Below are 18,933 nucleotides of genomic sequence, written 5' to 3'. Positions count from 1 at the left end.
ATCTTCCTCCTCGTCGCCGCGGATCTTCTCACCCGGACGCAGGTGGATGGAAATCCTCCGCTTCGCTAACCTGGGTGAGAGTAACCGGACTGTTTCCCTCCACATAAGGAGCCGGGATGCCCGACCCCGCCGCCTCCCAAGCACCGTCCTTCCCGATGACCCGCGAGTGCCCGTTCCGCCAGCCCGCCGCCTACCAGCAGCTTCGCGAGCAGGGCCGCCTCGGCAGCGGCCGACTGCCGGACGGCCGCGGGGTCCGGGTGCTGACCAGGCACAAGGACGTCCGGACGATGCTCGCCGATCCGCGGTTCAGCTCGGACCGCCGCAATCCGGGTTTCCCGCTCCAGGTCGAACGGCCCAAGGGCGAGCAGTTCCCGAAATCGATGATCTCGATGGACGGAGCCGAGCACGCCGCCGCGCGCCGGGCGGTGCTCGGCGAATTCACCGTCCGGCGGATCAACGCGCTGCTGCCGCGCGTCCAGCAGATCGTCGACGAGCACGTCGAGGCCATGCTGGCAGGGCCGCCACACGCGGACTTGGTGCGCGAGCTGTCGCTGCCGGTGCCCTCGCTGGTGATCTGCGAACTGCTGGGGGTTCCCTACGCGGACCACGACTTCTTCCAGTCCCGCAGCGCCACGCTGCTCAACCGGGACGCGACCCCGCAGCAGCGCGGTTCCGCGATCGGCGATCTGAAGTCCTATTTGGACACACTCGTCCGCGGCAAGGTCGCCCAGCCCACCGACGATCTGCTGGGCAGGCAGGTCGCCGCCCAGCGCGCGGCCGGCGAAGTCGACGTCGAGGCGCTGGTCGCGACGGCGGTGCTGCTGCTGATCGCGGGCCACGAGACCACCGCCAACATGATCTCGCTGGGCACCTTGATGCTGCTGGAGAACCCGGAACGGCTGGCGGCGATCACCGCGGATCCGGGCAAGACCCCGGGCGCCGTGGAGGAACTGCTGCGCTACTTCACGATCGCGGAGTTCGCGACCTCCCGGGTCGCGCTGGAGGACGTGGAGATCGGCGGCGGACTGATCCAGGCCGGCGAGGGCGTCATCGGCCTGGCGCTGTCCGGCAACCGGGACGCCGAGGTGTTCGACCGGCCCGAGGAGCTCGACGTCGAGCGGGGCGCCCGCAACCACCTGGCGTTCGGTTTCGGGCCGCACCAATGCCTCGGGCAGAACCTGGCCCGCGCGGAACTGCGGATCGTGTTCGACACGCTGTTCCGGCGAATTCCCGGGTTGCGGCTGGACGCCGCGGTGTCCGAGCTACCGTTCAAGAACGATGCGAACATCTTCGGGCTGCACCGGTTGCCGGTGGCCTGGTAGGAGGGAACATGCGGATCATCGCCGACACGGACCGGTGCGTCGGGGCCGGGCAGTGCGTGCTCACCGAGCCCGACGTGTTCGACCAGGACGAGGAAGAGGGCACGGTCCTGCTGCTGACCGAACGCACCACCGAGCAGACCGCGGAGGCGGTGCGCACGGCGGTCGACGTGTGTCCCGCGCAGGCGCTCTCGCTCGAGCAGGACTGAAGCGGCGGAGGCGGGATGCGGTGCGGGATGCGTTCCGCACCGCGATTCACCGCTTCATGAGCCACTGTGGACAGTAATCCGGTTTTGCCGATGTGGCACGGCAAAAACCGGATGAGTCCACTGTGCACGAATCAGCGCCAGGACACCTGCGAGCGCGGCCAGCTGCGGGCGGCCCGCTCGATCGCGTCCCGGACGCGCAGCAGGTGCCGCACGGCTTCGCGCTCGAACTCCGGCGTCACCCGCGCGGTCGGCACCGAGCAACTGATCGCGTCCTGGGCGGGCTCGTCGTAGCGCAGCGCCACCCCGATGCAGTGCACCCCGAGGTTGCTTTCGCCGTCCTCCACCGCGTAGCCGCGCTCGCGGGTCGCGGCCAGGTCCGAGCGCAGTCCGTCGCGGTCCAGCGTGGCCTCGGTGAACATCGGCAGCGGATCCGGTAGCAGCGCGGCCACTTCCGCCGCGTCGCGCTCCGCAAGCAGCGCTTTGCCCAGCGACGTCGCGCTGGCGGGCAGGCGACGGCCGACGCGGCTGAACGGGCGCAGGTGGTGCTTGGACTCCCGGGTGGCCAGGTACACCACGTCCGCGCCGTCCAGCCGGGCGAAGTGCACCGTCTCGCCGAGTTCGGCGACCAGCTCGTCCAGGTACGGCTTGGTCTCGGCCACCAGCCGGTCACCGTCGATGTAGGACGTGCCGACCAGCAGCGCACGCATCCCGATGCCGTAGAGCGAGCCGGTGGCGTCGGTGCGCACCCAGCCGCGCGCCACCAAGGTCTGCAGCAGCGCGTAGAGGCTGCTGCGCGGAACACCGGTGCGCTCGGCGAGTTCGCGCAGGTTCACCGGCTCCCCTTCCAGGGCGCCGAGCACTTCCAGCACTTCCACGGTGCGCGCAGCCGACTTGACGTCGCGCACGCCCTTCTGGCCCTCCGCCATGCTCATCCCGCACTTCCCGGCGACCGCGAAAACGCCGCCACGGCGCCCTTTTCCCAGCGCCCGCTTTCCCGCTGCAACCGTACACATCGCCCGGTCCGGGCGGCGCCGACGGGCGCTGCGGCGGTCACGAACCGGCCGGGACGGCGGCGGCGCGATCGCGTCCCCGGCCGATCAGGGTGGCCGAACCCGCCGCGAGCAACGAAGCGACCGACAGCCCGTACAGCCCGATGGTCGTCGAGCCGGTCGACTGCTCCAGGAATCCGATGACCGTGGGCGCGACGAACCCGCCCAAATTGCCCAGCGAATTCACCAGCGCGATGCCCGGTGCGACGATCCGCCCGTCCAGGCCCTGCTGGGCGATCGGCCAGAAGATCGACGCCGAGCACTTGAACCCGACCGCGGCCACGCACATCGCCGCCACCCCGAACCACGGACTGCCCAGAGTGGTCAGGAACGTGCCGATCGCCGCGATGACCAGCGCCGCCGAGACGTACGGCTTGCGGACGCCGGTGCGGTCGGTGAACCGCCCCATGCCGTACATCGCGGCGATCGCGCACGCCCACGGGATCGCGCTCACCACGCCGACGCCGAAGTCGGGCAGCCCGCGGATGCCGTCGACCAGGCTCGGCAACCAGAACGTGATGGTGTAGCCGGTCAGCGAAATCGCGAAGAAGATGAAGCACAGCAGCAGAACCTGCGGTTCCAGCAGCAACCGCGCCTTGGACGTGCGCGCTCCGGCGGCTTGCCGGTTCGCGTCGTCGGCGGCCACCGCGGCCGACAGCGCCGATCTCTCCTGCGCCGAGAGCCACTTGGCCTCGGGGATCCGGGAGACCAGGAAGAACGCCGCGACGATGCCGATCAGCACCGAAAGCGCGCCCTGGGACAGGAACATCCACTTCCAGCCCGCCAGCCCGGCGACCCCGTCCAGTTCCAGCAGGCCGCCGGTGACCGGCCCGGTGACGACGTAGGCCCCCGCCGAGCCTGCCAGGAAGATCGCCGTCGCCCGCCCGCGGTAGCGGTCCGGCAGCCAGCGGGTGAAGTAGTACATGACGCCGGGGAAGAAGCCGGCTTCGGCCACGCCCAGCAGGAACCGCATGAGGTAGAACGTGGCGGGGTTGGTGATGAACGACATCAGGAACACCACCACGCCCCAGCTGATCATGATCCGGGTCAGCCAGACCCGCGCGCCGAAGCGCTCCATGAGCATGTTGCTGGGCACTTCGAAGATGGCGTAGGCGACGAAGAACAGCCCGGCGCCGAGCCCGTAGGCGGCGGCCCCGATGCCCAGATCGGCCTCCAGGTCCGCGCGCACGAACCCGATGTTCGTGCGGTCCATCTGGTTGATGATCAGCATCAGCACCACGAGCGGGATCATGCGGCGGAAGAACTTGCGCACCGCGCTGCGCAGCGCTGGGTCGTCCGCAGTGGACGAAGGCGGCACCGTCGTCATTGACGTCTCCGATTTTTCTTGTGCGGCGCGGCCAACCGGCCGCTGGCGTTACCAGACGGGGAAGCTCGGCGATGTCCACTCCGGATGGACGCGCCGCATCGCTGCGGCGTCGTCGCGGCCGCGCACGTCGCTGTCCAGCCAGCGCTGGTGCAGCCGCGCTAGCGAATCGCGGTCCAGCGCCACGCCGAGCCCCGGGGTGTCGGTGACCTCGACCGCACCGCCGGTGAAGGTGTGCGGGACGGTGATGACGTCCTCGGTCTGCCAAGGCCGGTGCGTGTCGCAGGCGTAGCCGAGTTCCGGGATCGTCGCGGCCACGTGGGTCATCGCGGCCAGGCTGATGCCGAGGTGCGTGTTGGAGTGCATGGACAGCTCGCGCCCGAAGGTCCGGCACACCGCCGCCAGGTCCTGGGTGGCGCGCAGCCCGCCCCAGTAGTGGTGGTCGGAGAGCACGACCTGCACCGCGTCGCGGGTGAACGCCTCGGCTACCTCTTCGACCGCGGTGACGCACATGTTCGTGGCCAGCGGCAGGCTGGTCCGCTCGGCGACCTCGGCCATCGACGTGGTCCCGGCGGTCGGGTCCTCCAGGTACTCCGCGACGCCTTCCAGCGCGGCGGCCACTTCCAGGCTCGTCGAGACCGACCACGCCCCGTTCGGGTCCAGCCGCAGCGGCGCGTCCGGGAACGCCTCGCGCAGCGCGTGGATCGCGGCGACTTCCTGCTTCGGCTCGAACACGCCGCCTTTGAGCTTGAACGAGCGGAACCCGTAGCGGTCGGCGAAGCGCTGCGCCTGCGCGACAACGCCCGCCGGGTCGAGCGCGGCGCCCCAGTCGTCGGACGGTTCTCCTTCGCCCGGATGCTCGGCCCAGCGGTAGAACAGGTAACCGCTGTATTCCACGCGGTCGCGCACCTTGCCGCCGAGCAGCGCGTGCACCGGCATCCCGGTCTCGTGCCCGAGCGCGTCCAGCATCGCCACCTCGAACGCGGAAACCACGCTGTGCACCAATTTGTGCTGCGTCCGCGAGCCGCGCAGGCCCTCGGCGACGACGGTGTTGTCCAGCTCGGCGGTCCGCACTTGCGCCGCCGCGGCCGAAACCAGCCGGAACAGGTCGTTGCGCGCGGTCAGCGGCGCGCCGACCAGCTCGGGCCCGAATGCCTGGGCGATCTTGAGGTAGTCGGTGTCGCCGTAGGTCTCACCGATGCCGCTCGCTCCGGAGCCGGTGACGACTTCGACGATCGTGCGCGGCGTGTAGGGCTGGTGCACGCCCTGCACGTTCAGCAGCGGTGGGTCGCTGATCAGGATGGGGGTGACGCGGACTTCGGCGATGCGCGCCGGGTTCGACATGCTCGTGGAGTTCGACATGCGGGGCCTCCGGAGTTCAGGACACGAGCGCGAGGCCCGTTTCGATCAGGTCGCCGAGCTCGGCGAGGTCGTCGGTGCCGGGGTCGGCCAGCGGTGCGCGCACCGGACCGACGGACAAGCCGCGCAGCCGCGCGCCCGCCTTGACCAGCGAAACCGCGTATCCGGGCTGGCGGTCCCGCAGCTCCACCAGCGGGTGGTAGAACTCGCGCAGCAGTCGCTCGACGCGCTCGTGCTCACCGGCGTGCAACGCGCTCCAGAACGCTTTGGCGATCTCGGGCGCGAAGGCGTGCACGGCCGACGAGTACGGCCCGACACCGATGGCGGCGTAGGAACGCGCCTGCATCTCGGCGGTGGCCACACCGTTGAAGAACAGGAAGTCCTCCGGCGTGCGCAGCCGGATGCGCTGCAGCCCGTCCAGATCGCCGTGCCCGTCCTTGAGCCCGATCACGGTGGGGATCTCGGCGATCCGGGCCGCGCTGGCGGCGGTGAACCGGACGTAGTCGCGCTGGTATGCGATCAGCGGCAGCGAGGTGTGCTCGGCGACCTTGCGGACCTGCTCGACCAGGCCGTGCTGCGGGGCTTTGACCAGGTAGTGCGGCATCAGCAGGCCGCCGTCGGCGCCCGCGTCGACGGCGCGCTCGGCGAACTGCCGCGCCAGCGCCCAGCCGTAGCCGACACCGGCCAGCACCGGCACCCGGCCGTCGGCGACCTCGACCGCGGTGCGCAGCAGCGCGGAGTACTCGTCGAGGGTCAGCGAGAAGAACTCACCGGTGCCGCAGGCCACGAAGGCCGCTGCGGGGTCGGCTTCGAGCTGGCCCGCGAAGTACTCCCGGAATGCGTCGAGGTCGAGTTCGCCGTCGGCGGTGAAGGGGGTCAGCGGGAAGCAGAGCACCCCGGCGCGCATCCGCGCGTCGAGATGCGCGACGAAGCGGGCGGTGTCGGGAGGCGGATCCGAAGTCGCGGTCATGACCACTCATCTTCATATGTAGATGCCGGTTTCTTATGTAGATGACATTAGAAACCGGCATCCCCCGTGTCAACGCCTCCCGCGGTCGCGCACCGGCGCGGCGCACCGTCTAGTCCTCAGTGGACAGAACGGGCGGTCCGGAACCGCTCAGCGCTTCCGGAAGCGCGCCAGCCATGCCGGGACTTCGATCCGGTCCCCGTCGCGGACACCCATCACGCGGGCCGGTTCCCCGTAGGCGATTCCGGCGTAGCGGCTCGGCTGCACGTAGTCCACATCCCAGCCATCGGCGAACGCATCGCGGATCTCGTCCTGGCGCACGCTCGGACCGAATTCCGCATTGGCCTCGCCCAGCGCGAGCACGTGGACAACACAGCCCGGCAGGCAGACCCGGTGCAGCGAACGCGCGTACCGACGCTGATCCGCCGGCCCGAAAACGTGGAACAGGGCGCTGTCGACGACGGTGTCGAAACGCGGCTCCGGCGGCAGTTCCAGAGCGTTCGCGAGCTCGAAGCGCGGCGTGCAGCCCGCTTCGGCCGCCTTCGCCCGCGCCCGCTCCAGCGCGTTCGCCGCCGTGTCGACGCCGACCACTTCGTAGCCGAGCAGCGCGAGATGTATCGCGTGCTCTCCCGTCCCGCAACCGGCGTCGAGTATGGTGCCGCCGAACGCGCCGGAGCGCGCCAGTTCGGCCACGACGGGCTGCGGTTCGCCGATCACCCAGGGCGGATCGCCCTCGGCGTAGCCGCGATCGAACTGCTCAGGCGGGATAGTTCGCTCCATGTCGCTCCTCGGCCAGGTGCGGAACGGGTGGCCGGCCGGCCGCCCGCCGGTGGGCACCGGACCGCCCGGACAGGGCGGATCGAGTCCGCGGCGACCCGGTGCCCACCGCCTACGACGCTAGAACTTTCAGTTCGCTCGAAGTCAACGACGCGATCCTGCCGCGAAATCCGGATCTCCGCCTGCCGCGCCCAGCTATCGCTGCGAATTTTCCCCTGACAGCAAGAAATACGGAGTACACGTGTGCGCACCACCCACCCGGATCGTCGTCACCGGCGGGCCGGGAGCCGGCAAGACCACGCTGCTCGACGCGCTCGCCGCGGCCGGTCATGCATGCTCGGCCGAGGCCGGTCGCGGCATCATCCGGGACCAGGCCGCTCTCGGCGGCCCCGGACTGCCGTGGCGTGATCGGGAGTTGTTCGCCGAGTTGATGCTGTGCTGGGAAATGCGTTCCCACCGCATGGCAACCGGAATCACGTTCTTCGACCGCGGATTGCCCGACATCATCGGCTACCTGCGCGTCGAAGGACTTGCCGTGCCCGCGCACGTGCACGCCGCGGCGGGAGAATTCCGCTATGCCGCAAGGGTTTTCCTCGCCCCGCCGTGGCCGGCGATATACCGCACCGACGAGGAGCGCAAACAACCGGCCGAACTGGCCGAGCGGACCTGTGAGGCGGTCGCCGATGCCTACGCCGAGCACGGCTACGAGCTGGTGGAACTGCCGCGCCTGCCGGTTGCCGAGCGGGCACGGTTCGTGCTCGACTCGGTCGAGCAGTGACCATTGCAATGGTAATCAGGGTTCTGCTTTGCTGGTCGCAGTCGACCCGCAGGGCGGAGGAGTCCACGATGGCCGAACACCTGATGCTCGTCGTCAGCAACGCCAAACCGGACCGCGAGCAGGAGTTCAACGACTGGTACAGCGGCAAGCACGTGCTCGACGTGCTGGAGAAGCTCGAAGGGTTCGCCACCGCGCAGCGGTTCGTGCTCGCCGACGAACAGGTCGAGGGCGGTTGCCCGCACCGGTACCTGGCGCTGTACCGGATCCCGGAAGGCAGGCTCGCCGAAGCGCAGGAGTGGATCCGCTACCAGCGCACCGAGCGGGCGCAGGCGGAGTCCGAGGGGCGCGATCCGCTGGTCGACGTCGCCGAGGTCTTCGACGGCCCGACGCATTCGTGGTTCTTCACCGCGATCACCGACGAACTCACCAGCAGCCGCACTCCTCGCAGGTGACCAGCTACACTGCCGGATCCGCGAACACCACGGACTTGCACGAGCGGTCTGGCACGCGACGCGGGCCGGGACCGCGCAGGAACCGGGCTCGGGTCGCGGCGATGGTGGCGGACTCGGTGCGCACGGTTCGGATCCAGTGGGGGCACCGGTCCTGGGTTCGGTTCGTCATCGCTGCTCGCAATTCTTGGCGCGGAAACTCTTTCTACAGTGGACGATCAAGCGGCTGATGCGGGCTGTCCGGGCAACATCGCCGCCCGGGCCTCGCGCAAGTCGGCGAAGGTCGGCAGAGTGGCCGCCAGCCCGGCGGCCGCCAGTGCGTGCTCGACCGTTCGGGTGTTGTTGACGATGCCCAAGGCGATCCCCCGGTGCCAGGCATGGGCGTGGGCATCCGAAAGCAGTTCCAGGCCGGCGACGGCGAGGAAAGTCAGGTTGCTGAGATCGATCACGATCGCCGCCAACTTGGTTTGCAGCCGGGGCCAGAGCAACCCGGCCAAGCTCGGCGCCGTCGCGGCGTCCAGCTCTCCGAACGCGCTCAACACCGCCAGGTGCCGGTCCGAAAAATTCATCCGCAGCAGCAACGTCGGTCGTCTCGTGGCCGCTGTCGTCCCGTCGATGTCGACTTCGGGAGTGGTGACTGGAAGGTCGATGGAAGAACTGCGTGTCAGCACGCGCGTCTCCTGTTCGTCGCGATCACGACTTTTCGCGGTCGCCGGGCCGGTGAGGGGCCGAGAACGATCGAGCCGCCGTTCTGAGGGGAAGGGCGGCGGGAGCAAGTAAGCGGCGTCCTCGTTCGGTGTGCCAGCTACTGCTCAACCAGCCACCATCGACGCTACGGGTCACACGTGCCACTGTCGACCCCGCAGTCCACCCGGTGGCGAGCGATATTCACCCAAGAACTGGCCACCGCACTGTCGATGCCGAGTGCGTACTCGCGACCCCGCCGCCGCTCCCGAACGCGGTCCGCGCTGCCGAGCGGATCTCATCGGCCGCCGTCCGCGCCGGGTTCACGGGTGAACGCGGGTGGCCTGATGCTTCGCATGGGCCTGTCGAAGCAGGCTCACCAGTTCCTGATCGTTCCGGAGCTTCTCGCGGTACTTCTCCGGCAGCGCGCTCAGCTGCCGTTCCCTGGCGAGCATCTTGTCGTAGATCTGCCTGCGAACGGCGGGATCGGTTTCGTAGCCCTCGTCGAGGTATTCCGCCGCGTGCCGCCGGGCGCCCGAGATGGCGTTCTGCGCGCGACCCTTTTTGCTGACCAGGGAGGCGACAGTGGTGACCACCAGCACGCCGAGGATCACGCTCAGCGACAACCCCGTGCTGATCTCGACCACGGGAACCGATCGGCCGCTGTTGATGAACGGCACGTTGTTCTCGTGCAACGCGTGCAAGACGAGTTTGACGCCGATGAAGGCGAGGACGGTGGCCAGCCCGTAGGACAGGTAGACCAGCCGGTCCAGCAGACCATCGATCAGGAAGTACAGCTGCCGCAGCCCGAGCAAGGAGAAGGCGGTGGCCGTCAGGACCAGGTAGACGTCCTGGGTCAACCCGAAGATGGCCGGAATGGAGTCCAGTGCGAACAGGACGTCGGTGGCTCCGATGGCGACCATCACCAGCAGCATCGGGGTCAGTACCCGCTTGCCGTCGACGGTGGTCAGCAGCTTGTCGCCGTCGAAGGAATCGGAGGTCCGCAGGAACCGCTTGGCCAGCCGGACCGGGAGGTTGTCGGCAGTGCGCTGCTCGGACGTCTGGGGCTTGACCAGGTTCCCCGCTGTGATCAGCAAGATCAGCCCGAACAGGTAGAACACCCACGCGAAGGTGTTGATCAGTGCGGCGCCGAGGAAGATGAACCCCGTCCGGGCCAGCAGCGAGAACACGATGCCGAACAGCAGGACCTTCTGCTGGTCCGCCCGCGGGACTTGGAAGCTGGCGAGGATGACCAGGAACACGAACAGGTTGTCGACCGACAACGCCTTCTCCGTGACGTAGCCGGCGAAGTACTCGGTGCCCATGACGACACCGCCGAAGATCCACACTCCCAGGCCGAACACGATCGCGATGCCGACGTAGACGGCCGACCACCCGGCGGCTTCCCGCAACGAGGGCGTGTGCGCCTTGCGCACGTGGAAGAAGTAGTCGAACAGCAGCAGCGCGACGATCCCCGCGATCGTCAGCGCCCAGACGTAGCCGGGTACGCCCACGAATCCACCTCGCTTCCTGTCCAGTGGCGGTCAGGTGCTGCGTGCCGTCCGTTTGTGGAGGCGCTGCCGTGTGGCCCACCGAACTTGGTGCGCCCAGCCGAGCTTCTCGAACACCCGGATCGCGCGGGCGGAGACGTCGAGTCGCCCGCGACCGACACCGTGGCGGGCGCAGGTCGGAACGCACGGTGGGTGAAGTGACGATCCAGACCGTTCCCCCAGGCGAAAGGGACCGCAGCGCCCAGCGCGAGCAAGGGGCCGACGGTGAACAACGTGATCAAGACGATGGCTCCTGACGAATGACGGCCCCCGATGGCCGGGGCCGGCGATTCTCCGGCGTGCGAGGAATCTGCGGGGTGCGGTCGTGGTCATGTCGTCCGTCTCGGTCGCTCTAGCGGTGGCTGGCGTGGAATACCCCTCAGCCAGGTGACTCACGCCTGCGGCACCCAGGCCGACGGTGCACGGCAAGGGGCGGGGGCTGAACGCGGGATCGCGAGTGGGCACCGACGTTGCGAGCCCGTCCCGGCGGCACCGGCGCCGGGCGTATCGGTCACCGGGATTCTTCGCTGCCGGACGCCTGTGCTGATGTCGCGGGGACCTGAGCCTCGTCGGTGTCGGTCGGGTCCGCTGCCACCGTTTCGCCGTGTTCCAGTACCAGGGAGCGAATCGCCGCGTTGAGAATGGCGGTGATCGGTACCGCCAGCACCGCGCCGACCGCCCCGGCAAGGATGAATCCGGCCGTGATACCGAGGACGATCGCCAGCGGATGCAGCCGTACGGCGTGACCGAGGATGAGCGGTTGCAGCACGTGCCCTTCGAGCTGCATCACGCCCACCACGATGGCCAGGACGACCAGCGCCGGGAAAGGTCCCGTGGTGACCAAGGCGACGAGGACCGCAACGGTCCCGGTGACCATCGACCCGACATAGGGCACGAAAGCGCCCAGGAACACCAAGGCCGCCAGGACAGCCGACAGGGGGACGCCGACGAACGCGGTGCCGATTCCGACACCGGCCGCATCCATCAGGGCCACGGCCGCGGTCGCTCGGATGTAGGCGACCAAGGACGCGAACGAACGCAATCCCGCGACGTCGACACGAGCCCGGACGGAACCCGGAACCGTCACCCGAAGCACGAAATCCCAGATCTTGCGCCCGTCTCGCAGGAAGAAGAAGAGGGTGAACAGCACGAGCAGCAGTCCGGTGAGGAACCCCAGCAAGGTACTCGCGGTACTGAGTGCGCCCGAGGTCAACGTGGCTTCGCTGTTGCGGATAGTGGTGGTGAGCCGTTCGAGCCCTTGGTCGAGCTGCCCCTGGCTCAGCTGCAGCGGCCCGTGTTGCAGCCATTGATGGGTGGCCTCGACGCTGTGGCCGATCTGTTCCTGCAGGCCCGGCAAGCCACGGATCACGGTGGTGACGACAAGGGTGAGCACACCGCCGACCGCGGCCAGCCCACCGACGAGCACCACCGCTGCTGCCAAGGTGCGCGGCAGGCCCTTACCCACGAGCCATTCCACGCCCGGCGCCAGCAACGCCGCCAGGAGCAACGCAACGGCCGTCGCTGTGACAACCGCGTAGAGCGTGACGGCCAGCCAGCACACCACCGCCACCACCGCGGCGATGGCCAGCAACCGCCAGCACACCGCGCCCGCGACACGTACTCCTCGCGGAACCTCTTCCGCGGCGACGCGCTTCTCGCCGCGCATCTCCATCTCGTTCACATCGCCACTGTCACCGAAACGAGCCGTGGCCAAACATCAACGTCGATGAAATCGTCTCATCCCGCCTCGTGCCCAGCTAACACGCTCGCGGCGCGGATCGCCCGCGCGGTGCGATATCACGAGCCTCTGTTGCCGGTTCCGGTTCGGCGCGGGTGTGCTTTCCAGGCATCCGGATCCGGTGCTCGGTAAGGCGATGCCTGTACTGCCTCCCGGCCGCGGGCTCATTCTTCGGCAGGATCGGCAAGGCGCTGGTTCTGCTGAATTTGCTCTTTGATCTGCCGGATGCGCTTGGCACCTTCGGGCAGTTCGGTCCGGTGCATGGCGTGCTGCATGGCGTTGAAGGCGTGTTCGATCTCGGAGGTGAATACGTGGTCGAGCGCGGTCGGCAGTACCCGTTGAAGGCGGTCGAAGGCGATGCGCTGGTTGCCGGGCTCCAGCTGGGGCAGTGCCCGGGACAGGACGGTGACGACGGCACCGCACGTTTGGTGTTGTCCGGACTGCCCGGAGGCGGCGATGACGCTGGTGAGCCCGTCAAGGATCTTCTCGATGACCGGGTCCTTATAGACCAGCGGCAGCTCGCCTCCGTGCGCACCGGCGGAGTGCCAGCGTTCCTGCTCTTGAAACGTGATGAGCAGGCTGTGCAGCGTCTCGACCGTGATCTGCGCACCTTCCGGGTCCGCGGAAGTGGCCGTGGCCGCCCAGGCCATGTTGGAGAGGTGATCGACGCTGTGGGCCGCGTCGCGGCCTAGGTCGCGCATGCGACCGAGCCACAGCGCATCGAGGACGGTCCCGGCGAGGCGGTTGCGTTCGGCTTGGTCCTCGGCGCGTACCTCGGCCAGCAGGCCGCCGCGCACCACGTGATCGCCCATGGACACTTGTAGCTCGACTTCGGCGGTGTCGCTGACCGGGCGCAGGGCCCGGTCCAAGAGGTCGCCGTTGATGTGCACGACATAGCCGGCCTGTCCCGAGGTGACCTCGGTGGCCGGCATGTCGGTGAGTTTTGCTTGCGCCCGGCAACGAGCGTGCAGTGGTTGCTGGCCTTTCTGTGCTTGCACCGCGAGCTGCTGCAACATCCACACCGTCGCACTCGGACGGATCTGGTCGACGGTGCTGTAGACGAACACCAGCAGGCACACGAGCGTGATCGCGGTCAGCAGCAGGGCCAGTGTTCCCGCCATGATCGCTCCTGCTGGAACCAGGGCCAAGGCCAGCAGGCAGAACACGGTCAGGCCGACGAAGACACCGAAGAAGACCTGGTTGAGTCTGCGCCGCAGGAACTGGTCCAGCACTACCGGACTGTAGGTCGCCGACTGGTGCTGCACCGCCATCAGCAGCACGAAGAAGATGATCGAGATGACTGTGAGCAGACCCGGAGTCACTGTGGACAGCAACGTGGTGGTCGCCTCTGCCGGTACCACCGTCGCCATAGCTTGATACGCCGGCATTGCCCATAGCTGCGCGTTGCGATCGAGCACGCTGGCGATTACCGCCAACAGGATTAACACGCCTGTCACCACTGAGGGCACCACCAAGAACTCACGCAGCGCGTAGGTCACCCGGTTGCGATGACGCGGGCGCGCTCCCGGATTTCCGCCCCGGCCACCGTTGCCAGCCATGTCACTCCCTTCATCATCGTTGGTCACTGCGCCTCACGGGACCGGCACGAGCTTTTTCCCGGGGGCGAGCAGCTCCATAGGCGCCGACACGGTGTATCAAGGCCGCACTCCGCAGGGACATGGCCATCGAATCCATGATCGAGCTGCGCGGCGAAACCAGCGGATCACCGAGTTTGCCGGGTATTCGGCGACATGAAAACGGCAACCGGGCGACCGCTCGGAAGCCGGACTCGCGCGGCTCGGTAGTACCGGCTCGCAAGTGCTCCTCCCAGGTCATCGCCTCACCCGTGGTCGGACCGGACGTGCCCCGACCGAGCACCCACGGGAAGCAGCCCGCCAGGCGCAACGCGGCTGTACGCCCTTGGCCCGTGCGGCGGTGGAACCGCCGCCTGTGCCGCATCTGCGGCAGGGTCCTTCTTCCACGCGTGATCTCTTGACGTCACCCGACTTACCCTCGATCACGGCTGTTCACACACCGCGGCGACGAACGCGGCCGTGCGTTGCGCCGAGTATCAGACGGTGAGCTAGGTAAAGTTCGGTCGCGGGGCCTTCCCGCCCGTCCCTGCTCCGGCGTGTCCTGCCGGAAACGCCGGTTCGTGGGCTCCCGCCCTGTTCGCGTGATCAACGTCGTTCGAGCACGCCGCCGAACTGCGTTGCGTCCCACGGTGCCGGAACACATCGGAAACGACGGCGGGATTCGCGCTCGGCCCGCCAGCTGGGGTCACGGGACCCAAATTGTCCGAAGTGGACTTACCGCGGGCAGTCGCTGTGTTTCGTCACCGGCGACGCCGTTCCAGCACCGCGTCCGGGAAATGCCCCGGCGAAGCCGCGGGCGGGTTCGGAATGGCGTTGGTGATCCGCCGGCTGGCCGCGTACGAACGGCCGCGACCGGGTTCATCGGTGCACGCGGCTTCGCCGGAGCGCGCGAGCGGAAGCCGGGAATCTACTCGGTCTCGAAACCAAGTGGCAGCGAGCCCTGCCGCACCTGGTCGAAGTCAGCGGGGCGGAGCCAGTACAACTGCATGGTCGCCCCGAAGTACTTGCTGGCCTCCCCCACCCATTCCAGCACCGCCGCCAGTGCCGCGGCTGCATCGTCGATTTTCCAGCTTCGCGGCACCGACCGATCCGTCACCAGACGTGCAGCCATACTCAGCAGCCTGGACAGGCTCCCGCACGGCAACAGTTCGTCGGATCGACGCCGAGACCAGCAGCAGCGCCCGGCTCATCGTGCGCCAAGACGGGCGTGCGCACCTCCAGCCGCCTTGCCCGTTTCACTCGACACGGCCGCCGGAAGACGGCCGCGCCTCACCCGAGGACCCCTCGGAGCTCTCGTCCAAGTGCACATCGTTGACCGAAATGTTCACTTCCACCATCTCCATCCCGGTCATCTCCTCGACGCACGAGATGACGTTCCGGCGCACCGACCTCGCCAACTCCACGATCGAGACCCCGTACTCGACGCTGAGATCGAGGTCCACCGCCGCTTGCTTCTCACCGACCTCTACCCGCACACCGGATGTCGACGAGGTCGAACCGCCACCGGGTATGCGCTCGCGCAACGCACCGACGGCGCGTGAGGTTCCACCACCCATGGAATGCACGCCGGACACCTCCCGCGTGGCCATCCCGGCGATCTTCTGGACCACCGACGCCGCGATGGTCGTCCTGCCTCGCTCCGATGCCTGCGCGGGCTGCGCGGACTCGCCGCTGCCGCGGCTCTGCGGAATCCGAGCCTCCTGCTCCTGCACCGACGGCCGAACGTCGGCGCGTCCCGAACTACCTTGCGCCACTGCAAATCACCTCTCTGCACACCTCGGCGACCAGGCACCGAATTGCTCGAACGCTGTTGCCACCGCCGAACCACGCCCACGCCACACCGGGCTCGCGGCACCGGCGCGAGCTATCCGCGGCCGCCGTGCGTGCCCGCGTTCTGGCTGCGCAACGCGAAACGTCGCCCGGCGATAGCAGCGCTTCCAGTCAGGTACCCGGCTCTTGGGCAGAGGATTCCTGGAGGAAACGGCTCGCCTGGACCGCACTGATCCTCCGGAGGGCGAGCTCGGCGGTAGCAGACGCCGGGTGCAGGTCGGAGCACAAGCAGGTCGGCTGCACCGGACAGCGGGCGCAGAGGTGTCTCGCCGGGGTTTGCGCCGCCGTCGGCTCGACCACCTCGACCGGTCGCGGGCGGCGTGGCGACGGCAAGATCGCGAACGAGGTGTAGTGTTCGTGGTGGTCGTTGTTTCTGGGTTCGTGTTCGCGCACGCTCGCAGGATGTTGGTGCGGGCGAGCTGCTGTCTTTGGTGTTGCTGGAGTTGAGCCGCCGTCTGAGATCCCCGGCCCGGGATCGTCGCGCGGTGCGGCGTCCCGTGATACTGCCCATCTCTCGAACGGAGACAGCACATGACGAACGGAACCGTGAAGTGGTTCAACTCGGAGAAGGGCTTCGGCTTCATCGCCCCGGACGAGGGCGGGCCGGACGTGTTCGTGCACTACTCGGCCATCGACGGCACGGGCTTCCGCAGTCTCGAGGAGAACCAGCAGGTGAGCTTCGAGGTGACGCAAGGCCCCAAGGGCGCCCAGGCGGAAGTCGTCCGCGCGATCTGAAATCACGCTCGGTGCCCCGCTTTGCGGGGCACCAGGGCACCCCCGGACACTGCTCCCCGCGTCGCGCGGTCGAGCCGTGTCGATCCCGGGCAGCGCCTTCGCGCCGGAGCGCGCCACTCGTGCCGAACAGTCCACCACCGGCGCACGGCATCCCGGCGAGTTTTCTCGCTCGCACACTTTTCCCGCCCGGTAGAGCCGAGTTCGTGACCGTCGCCGAGGGCCGGCTCCCCGCGGACGTTCCCGAATCCAGCCACCTGCAGCCGCGACCGCTCGCGCCGGGTCGGTTGAGCCCTCTTATTGCATTGGAGTCCAATGCGGACAACAACCCCCGTCCCACTTTCCCAGCCGCTTGCACAGTAGACGGTGACATCACCGGATCCGGAACATCCGCACCGGCCGAGAGGCTGTGGCCGCACCTGTTGACGCGCCGTCGAGGATCCGTCGCGCACGAGCGCGGCGGAACGAGTGGCGGCAGCACAGCCCGCAACCCCCTTGGCAGCAGGCGAGCCTGAAGCCGTCGCCGCCATCGATGACGCGGAAATGGGTGCGGTCCCGGTCGCGGGACTAGCATCGGGGTCATGGCTAAGATCGACTTCAGTTCCCGCGTCGGCGTGTGGTGGACCAGCGACGCCTGGCCGATCCGCGATGTCCAGCCGCACGCCCGCGAGATCGAGCAGCTGGGCTACGGCTCGCTGTTCTACGGCGAAGCGGCGGGCAAGGAATCGCTGACCCAGGCCGCGGCGCTGCTGGGCGCCACCGAACGGCTCGCGGTCGGCACCGGCATCGCCAACGTGCACGCCCGCGATGCGCTGGCGGCCGAGGCAGGCAGCCGGACGCTGAGCGCGCTGCACCCCGGCCGGTTCGTGCTCGGGCTCGGCGTCAGCCACGGCCCGCTGGTGGACAACACCTACGGCCGCTACGCCAAACCGCTGGCGACCATGCGGGACTACCTGCAGAAGATGGACTCGGTTTCGGACAAGATCGAGCCCGGTGCGCCGCGACCGGCGAAGCTGCTGGCCGCGCTCGGGCCGAAGATGATCGAGCTGTCCGGCTCCGCGGCCGACGGCGCCCACCCGTACCTGATCACCCCGGAGCAGACCGCGCGCACCCGCGAACTGCTCGGGCCGGACAAGTGGGTCGTCAGCGAGCAGGCCGTGGCGCTGACCACCGACCGCGAGACCGGGCTGCGGCGCGCGCACAACCACCTGGACATGTACTCGCGGCTGCCGAACTACCGGAATTCCTGGCTGCGGCAAGGCTTCGACGAGTCGGACGTGGTGGTCGGCGGCTCGGACAAGCTGGCCGACGGGGTCGTGGCGATGGGCGACACCGCAGTCATCGCCGAACGGGTGCGGCAGCACTTCGAGGCCGGGGCCGACCACGTGGTGATCCAGGTGCTCGGCGACGGCCTCAGCGACGACCCGTTGCCCGCGCTGCGCGAACTCGCCCCGGCGCTGCTGGGCTGAACGTCGAGCCGTGCCCGGCGCCGATCGCTCGAGCGGCCGGTTCGCCGGCAAGCGCGGGCGCTGCGCCGCAGCGCAGCCCCGTGCCGGATGCGATCGGCGGCGCTGCGGCGGAGACTGCGTGCGCACTCGACCCCGGCGACAGGAAGCCCGTTGCACACCGGTTCCGAACGACACCGGATCGGCCCGCGGGTCCCCCGCGAGTGGTCGGTCTCCGGCAGCGGTGGTCCGCGTCCGTTCACCTCGTGGGTCGCCTACCGGACGCCGGACCGGTCGAGATACCTGTGGGAGTCGCGGCACGGCCGCAAGGGGGCGGGGCCGGTCACCGCGACCGGCCGCGCCGCCCCGCACGTGCCGGTGGGCGCGCCGATCCCGAACCCGTGGCTGCGGTTCTGGGCCCCGCAGCGAATGGCCTGGTGGATCGCCGTCGCGTTCATGATCGGCTCGGTGTTGTTCGTCGCCGGGGCCGCCGGATCGCTGATGCCGGAGGTGTTCGGCGGCCAGCACGCGATGGCCATCTACGCCGAGTCCTGCTACTTCCTGGGCGCGCTGCTCTACACCGTCAGCATCTACGGGCAGCTGTTCGAGAGCCTCAACGCCGACGACGAGGTCGGCATCGACCGCACCACGCACGCCCCGAGCCGCTACCGGTGGTTCGGGTTCGAGCCGCGGCGGTTGTCGTTCTGGACACCGTTCGTGCTGCTGATCGGCTCGCTGGTGTTCAACTACGAGACGGTCTTCGCACTGGGAGCGAAAGCCGAGCTGCTGCCCGCGGCCGGGTTGTGGTGGACGAGCCTGCTCGGCAGCGTGCTGTTCCTGGTGTCCAGCGTGCTGCAGCTCGCCGAGGCCGGGCACGGCTACCTGAGCTTCGAGCCGCGGGACGTGTCCTGGTGGGTCGGTGTGCTGTTCGTGCTCGGTTCCGTCGGGTTCATCGTGGGGTCGCTGCCCGGTTTCCCGGACGTCGGGCTGCCCACCGCGGAAGCGCCGCAAGGCGCGATCATCGTCAAGCTCGGCTTCCTCGCCGGGGGTGCGGCGTTCCTCGCCGGTAGCTACCTGATGCTGCCCGAGCTGTTCCTGCAGTTGCGCTCGCAGGGCCGTTCTCGGTGA

The 18,933-nt window shown here is 68.7% G+C and carries 18 protein-coding genes; 7 read left to right on the top strand and 11 right to left on the bottom strand.

The window, feature by feature from the left end:
• Nucleotides 1-116: 116 nt before the first annotated feature.
• On the top strand, nucleotides 117-1,322 hold the full coding sequence (locus V1457_RS20920; RefSeq protein ID WP_200070538.1) for a cytochrome P450: 1,206 nt from the start codon (nucleotides 117-119) through the stop codon (nucleotides 1,320-1,322).
• Between the two features lie 8 nt (nucleotides 1,323-1,330).
• Entirely contained in the window at nucleotides 1,331-1,528 is a 198-nt protein-coding gene (locus V1457_RS20915) for a ferredoxin (RefSeq protein ID WP_200070539.1), read from the top strand.
• A 131-nt stretch (nucleotides 1,529-1,659) separates the two neighbouring features.
• Here the strand turns inward: V1457_RS20915 and V1457_RS20910 are convergent, their stop codons facing one another.
• The 5 genes from V1457_RS20910 to V1457_RS20890 all read right to left on the bottom strand — a co-directional run bounded on the left by V1457_RS20910 (nucleotide 1,660) and on the right by V1457_RS20890 (nucleotide 7,064).
• Nucleotides 1,660-2,460 carry an IclR family transcriptional regulator gene (locus V1457_RS20910; protein WP_200070540.1) on the bottom strand — a complete coding sequence of 267 codons (801 nt, stop codon included), beginning with the start codon at nucleotides 2,458-2,460 and terminating at the stop codon, nucleotides 1,660-1,662.
• 118 nt (nucleotides 2,461-2,578) lie between these two features.
• Nucleotides 2,579-3,904, bottom strand: a complete 1,326-nt coding sequence (locus V1457_RS20905; protein ID WP_338596199.1) for an MFS transporter — start codon at nucleotides 3,902-3,904, stop codon at nucleotides 2,579-2,581.
• Nucleotides 3,905-3,952: 48 nt separating this feature from the next.
• A complete protein-coding gene (locus tag V1457_RS20900; RefSeq protein WP_233627508.1) occupies nucleotides 3,953-5,263 on the bottom strand; it encodes an enolase C-terminal domain-like protein in 1,311 nt (436 codons plus the stop codon).
• A 16-nt stretch (nucleotides 5,264-5,279) separates the two neighbouring features.
• The gene (locus V1457_RS20895) at nucleotides 5,280-6,230 is read right to left on the bottom strand and encodes a 5-dehydro-4-deoxyglucarate dehydratase (RefSeq protein ID WP_255520853.1); all 951 of its coding nucleotides are present in this window, start codon (nucleotides 6,228-6,230) and stop codon (nucleotides 5,280-5,282) included.
• Between the two features lie 147 nt (nucleotides 6,231-6,377).
• A complete protein-coding gene (locus V1457_RS20890) occupies nucleotides 6,378-7,064 on the bottom strand; it encodes a class I SAM-dependent methyltransferase (protein WP_338596195.1) in 687 nt (228 codons plus the stop codon).
• Nucleotides 7,065-7,245: 181 nt separating this feature from the next.
• Here V1457_RS20890 and V1457_RS20885 point away from each other — a divergent pair, with 181 nt between their 5' ends.
• Both V1457_RS20885 and V1457_RS20880 read left to right on the top strand, forming a co-directional pair.
• Entirely contained in the window at nucleotides 7,246-7,782 is a 537-nt protein-coding gene (locus V1457_RS20885) for an AAA family ATPase (RefSeq protein ID WP_338596194.1), read from the top strand.
• 68 nt (nucleotides 7,783-7,850) lie between these two features.
• Nucleotides 7,851-8,234, top strand: a complete 384-nt coding sequence (locus tag V1457_RS20880) for a DUF4286 family protein (RefSeq protein WP_200070543.1) — start codon at nucleotides 7,851-7,853, stop codon at nucleotides 8,232-8,234.
• 215 nt (nucleotides 8,235-8,449) lie between these two features.
• On the opposite strand, the gene V1457_RS20875 is transcribed toward V1457_RS20880, so the two are convergent.
• The 6 genes from V1457_RS20875 to V1457_RS20845 form a co-directional block, all read right to left on the bottom strand.
• The gene (locus V1457_RS20875; RefSeq protein ID WP_338596193.1) at nucleotides 8,450-9,007 is read right to left on the bottom strand and encodes an STAS domain-containing protein; all 558 of its coding nucleotides are present in this window, start codon (nucleotides 9,005-9,007) and stop codon (nucleotides 8,450-8,452) included.
• A gap of 231 nt (nucleotides 9,008-9,238) precedes the next feature.
• Nucleotides 9,239-10,429, bottom strand: coding sequence for a TerC family protein (locus tag V1457_RS20870; RefSeq protein ID WP_200070544.1), 1,191 nt, complete (start codon nucleotides 10,427-10,429; stop codon nucleotides 9,239-9,241).
• Between the two features lie 547 nt (nucleotides 10,430-10,976).
• A complete protein-coding gene (locus tag V1457_RS20860) occupies nucleotides 10,977-12,056 on the bottom strand; it encodes an AI-2E family transporter (protein WP_338596192.1) in 1,080 nt (359 codons plus the stop codon).
• Between the two features lie 311 nt (nucleotides 12,057-12,367).
• Complete coding sequence (locus V1457_RS20855; protein WP_200070545.1) at nucleotides 12,368-13,702, bottom strand: DUF2254 family protein; 1,335 nt, start codon at nucleotides 13,700-13,702, stop codon at nucleotides 12,368-12,370.
• A gap of 1,003 nt (nucleotides 13,703-14,705) precedes the next feature.
• Entirely contained in the window at nucleotides 14,706-14,909 is a 204-nt protein-coding gene (locus V1457_RS20850) for a hypothetical protein (protein ID WP_338596191.1), read from the bottom strand.
• 124 nt (nucleotides 14,910-15,033) lie between these two features.
• Nucleotides 15,034-15,552, bottom strand: coding sequence for an Asp23/Gls24 family envelope stress response protein (locus V1457_RS20845; RefSeq protein WP_200070547.1), 519 nt, complete (start codon nucleotides 15,550-15,552; stop codon nucleotides 15,034-15,036).
• A gap of 607 nt (nucleotides 15,553-16,159) precedes the next feature.
• On the opposite strand from V1457_RS20845, the gene V1457_RS20840 reads away from it, so the two are divergent.
• The 3 genes from V1457_RS20840 (at nucleotide 16,160) to V1457_RS20830 (ending at nucleotide 18,933) form a co-directional block, all read left to right on the top strand.
• Nucleotides 16,160-16,363 carry a cold-shock protein gene (locus tag V1457_RS20840; protein WP_200070548.1) on the top strand — a complete coding sequence of 68 codons (204 nt, stop codon included), beginning with the start codon at nucleotides 16,160-16,162 and terminating at the stop codon, nucleotides 16,361-16,363.
• Between the two features lie 578 nt (nucleotides 16,364-16,941).
• Nucleotides 16,942-17,829 carry an LLM class F420-dependent oxidoreductase gene (locus V1457_RS20835; protein WP_338596189.1) on the top strand — a complete coding sequence of 296 codons (888 nt, stop codon included), beginning with the start codon at nucleotides 16,942-16,944 and terminating at the stop codon, nucleotides 17,827-17,829.
• A gap of 150 nt (nucleotides 17,830-17,979) precedes the next feature.
• Complete coding sequence (locus V1457_RS20830) at nucleotides 17,980-18,933, top strand: hypothetical protein (RefSeq protein ID WP_338596188.1); 954 nt, start codon at nucleotides 17,980-17,982, stop codon at nucleotides 18,931-18,933.

It is taken from the genome of Saccharopolyspora sp. SCSIO 74807 (genome assembly GCF_037023755.1).
In the GTDB taxonomy this organism is placed as follows: domain Bacteria; phylum Actinomycetota; class Actinomycetes; order Mycobacteriales; family Pseudonocardiaceae; genus Saccharopolyspora_C; species Saccharopolyspora_C galaxeae.
The sequence above is the reverse complement of the archived record's forward strand: the minus strand, read 5'-3'. Positions and strand labels throughout refer to the sequence as shown.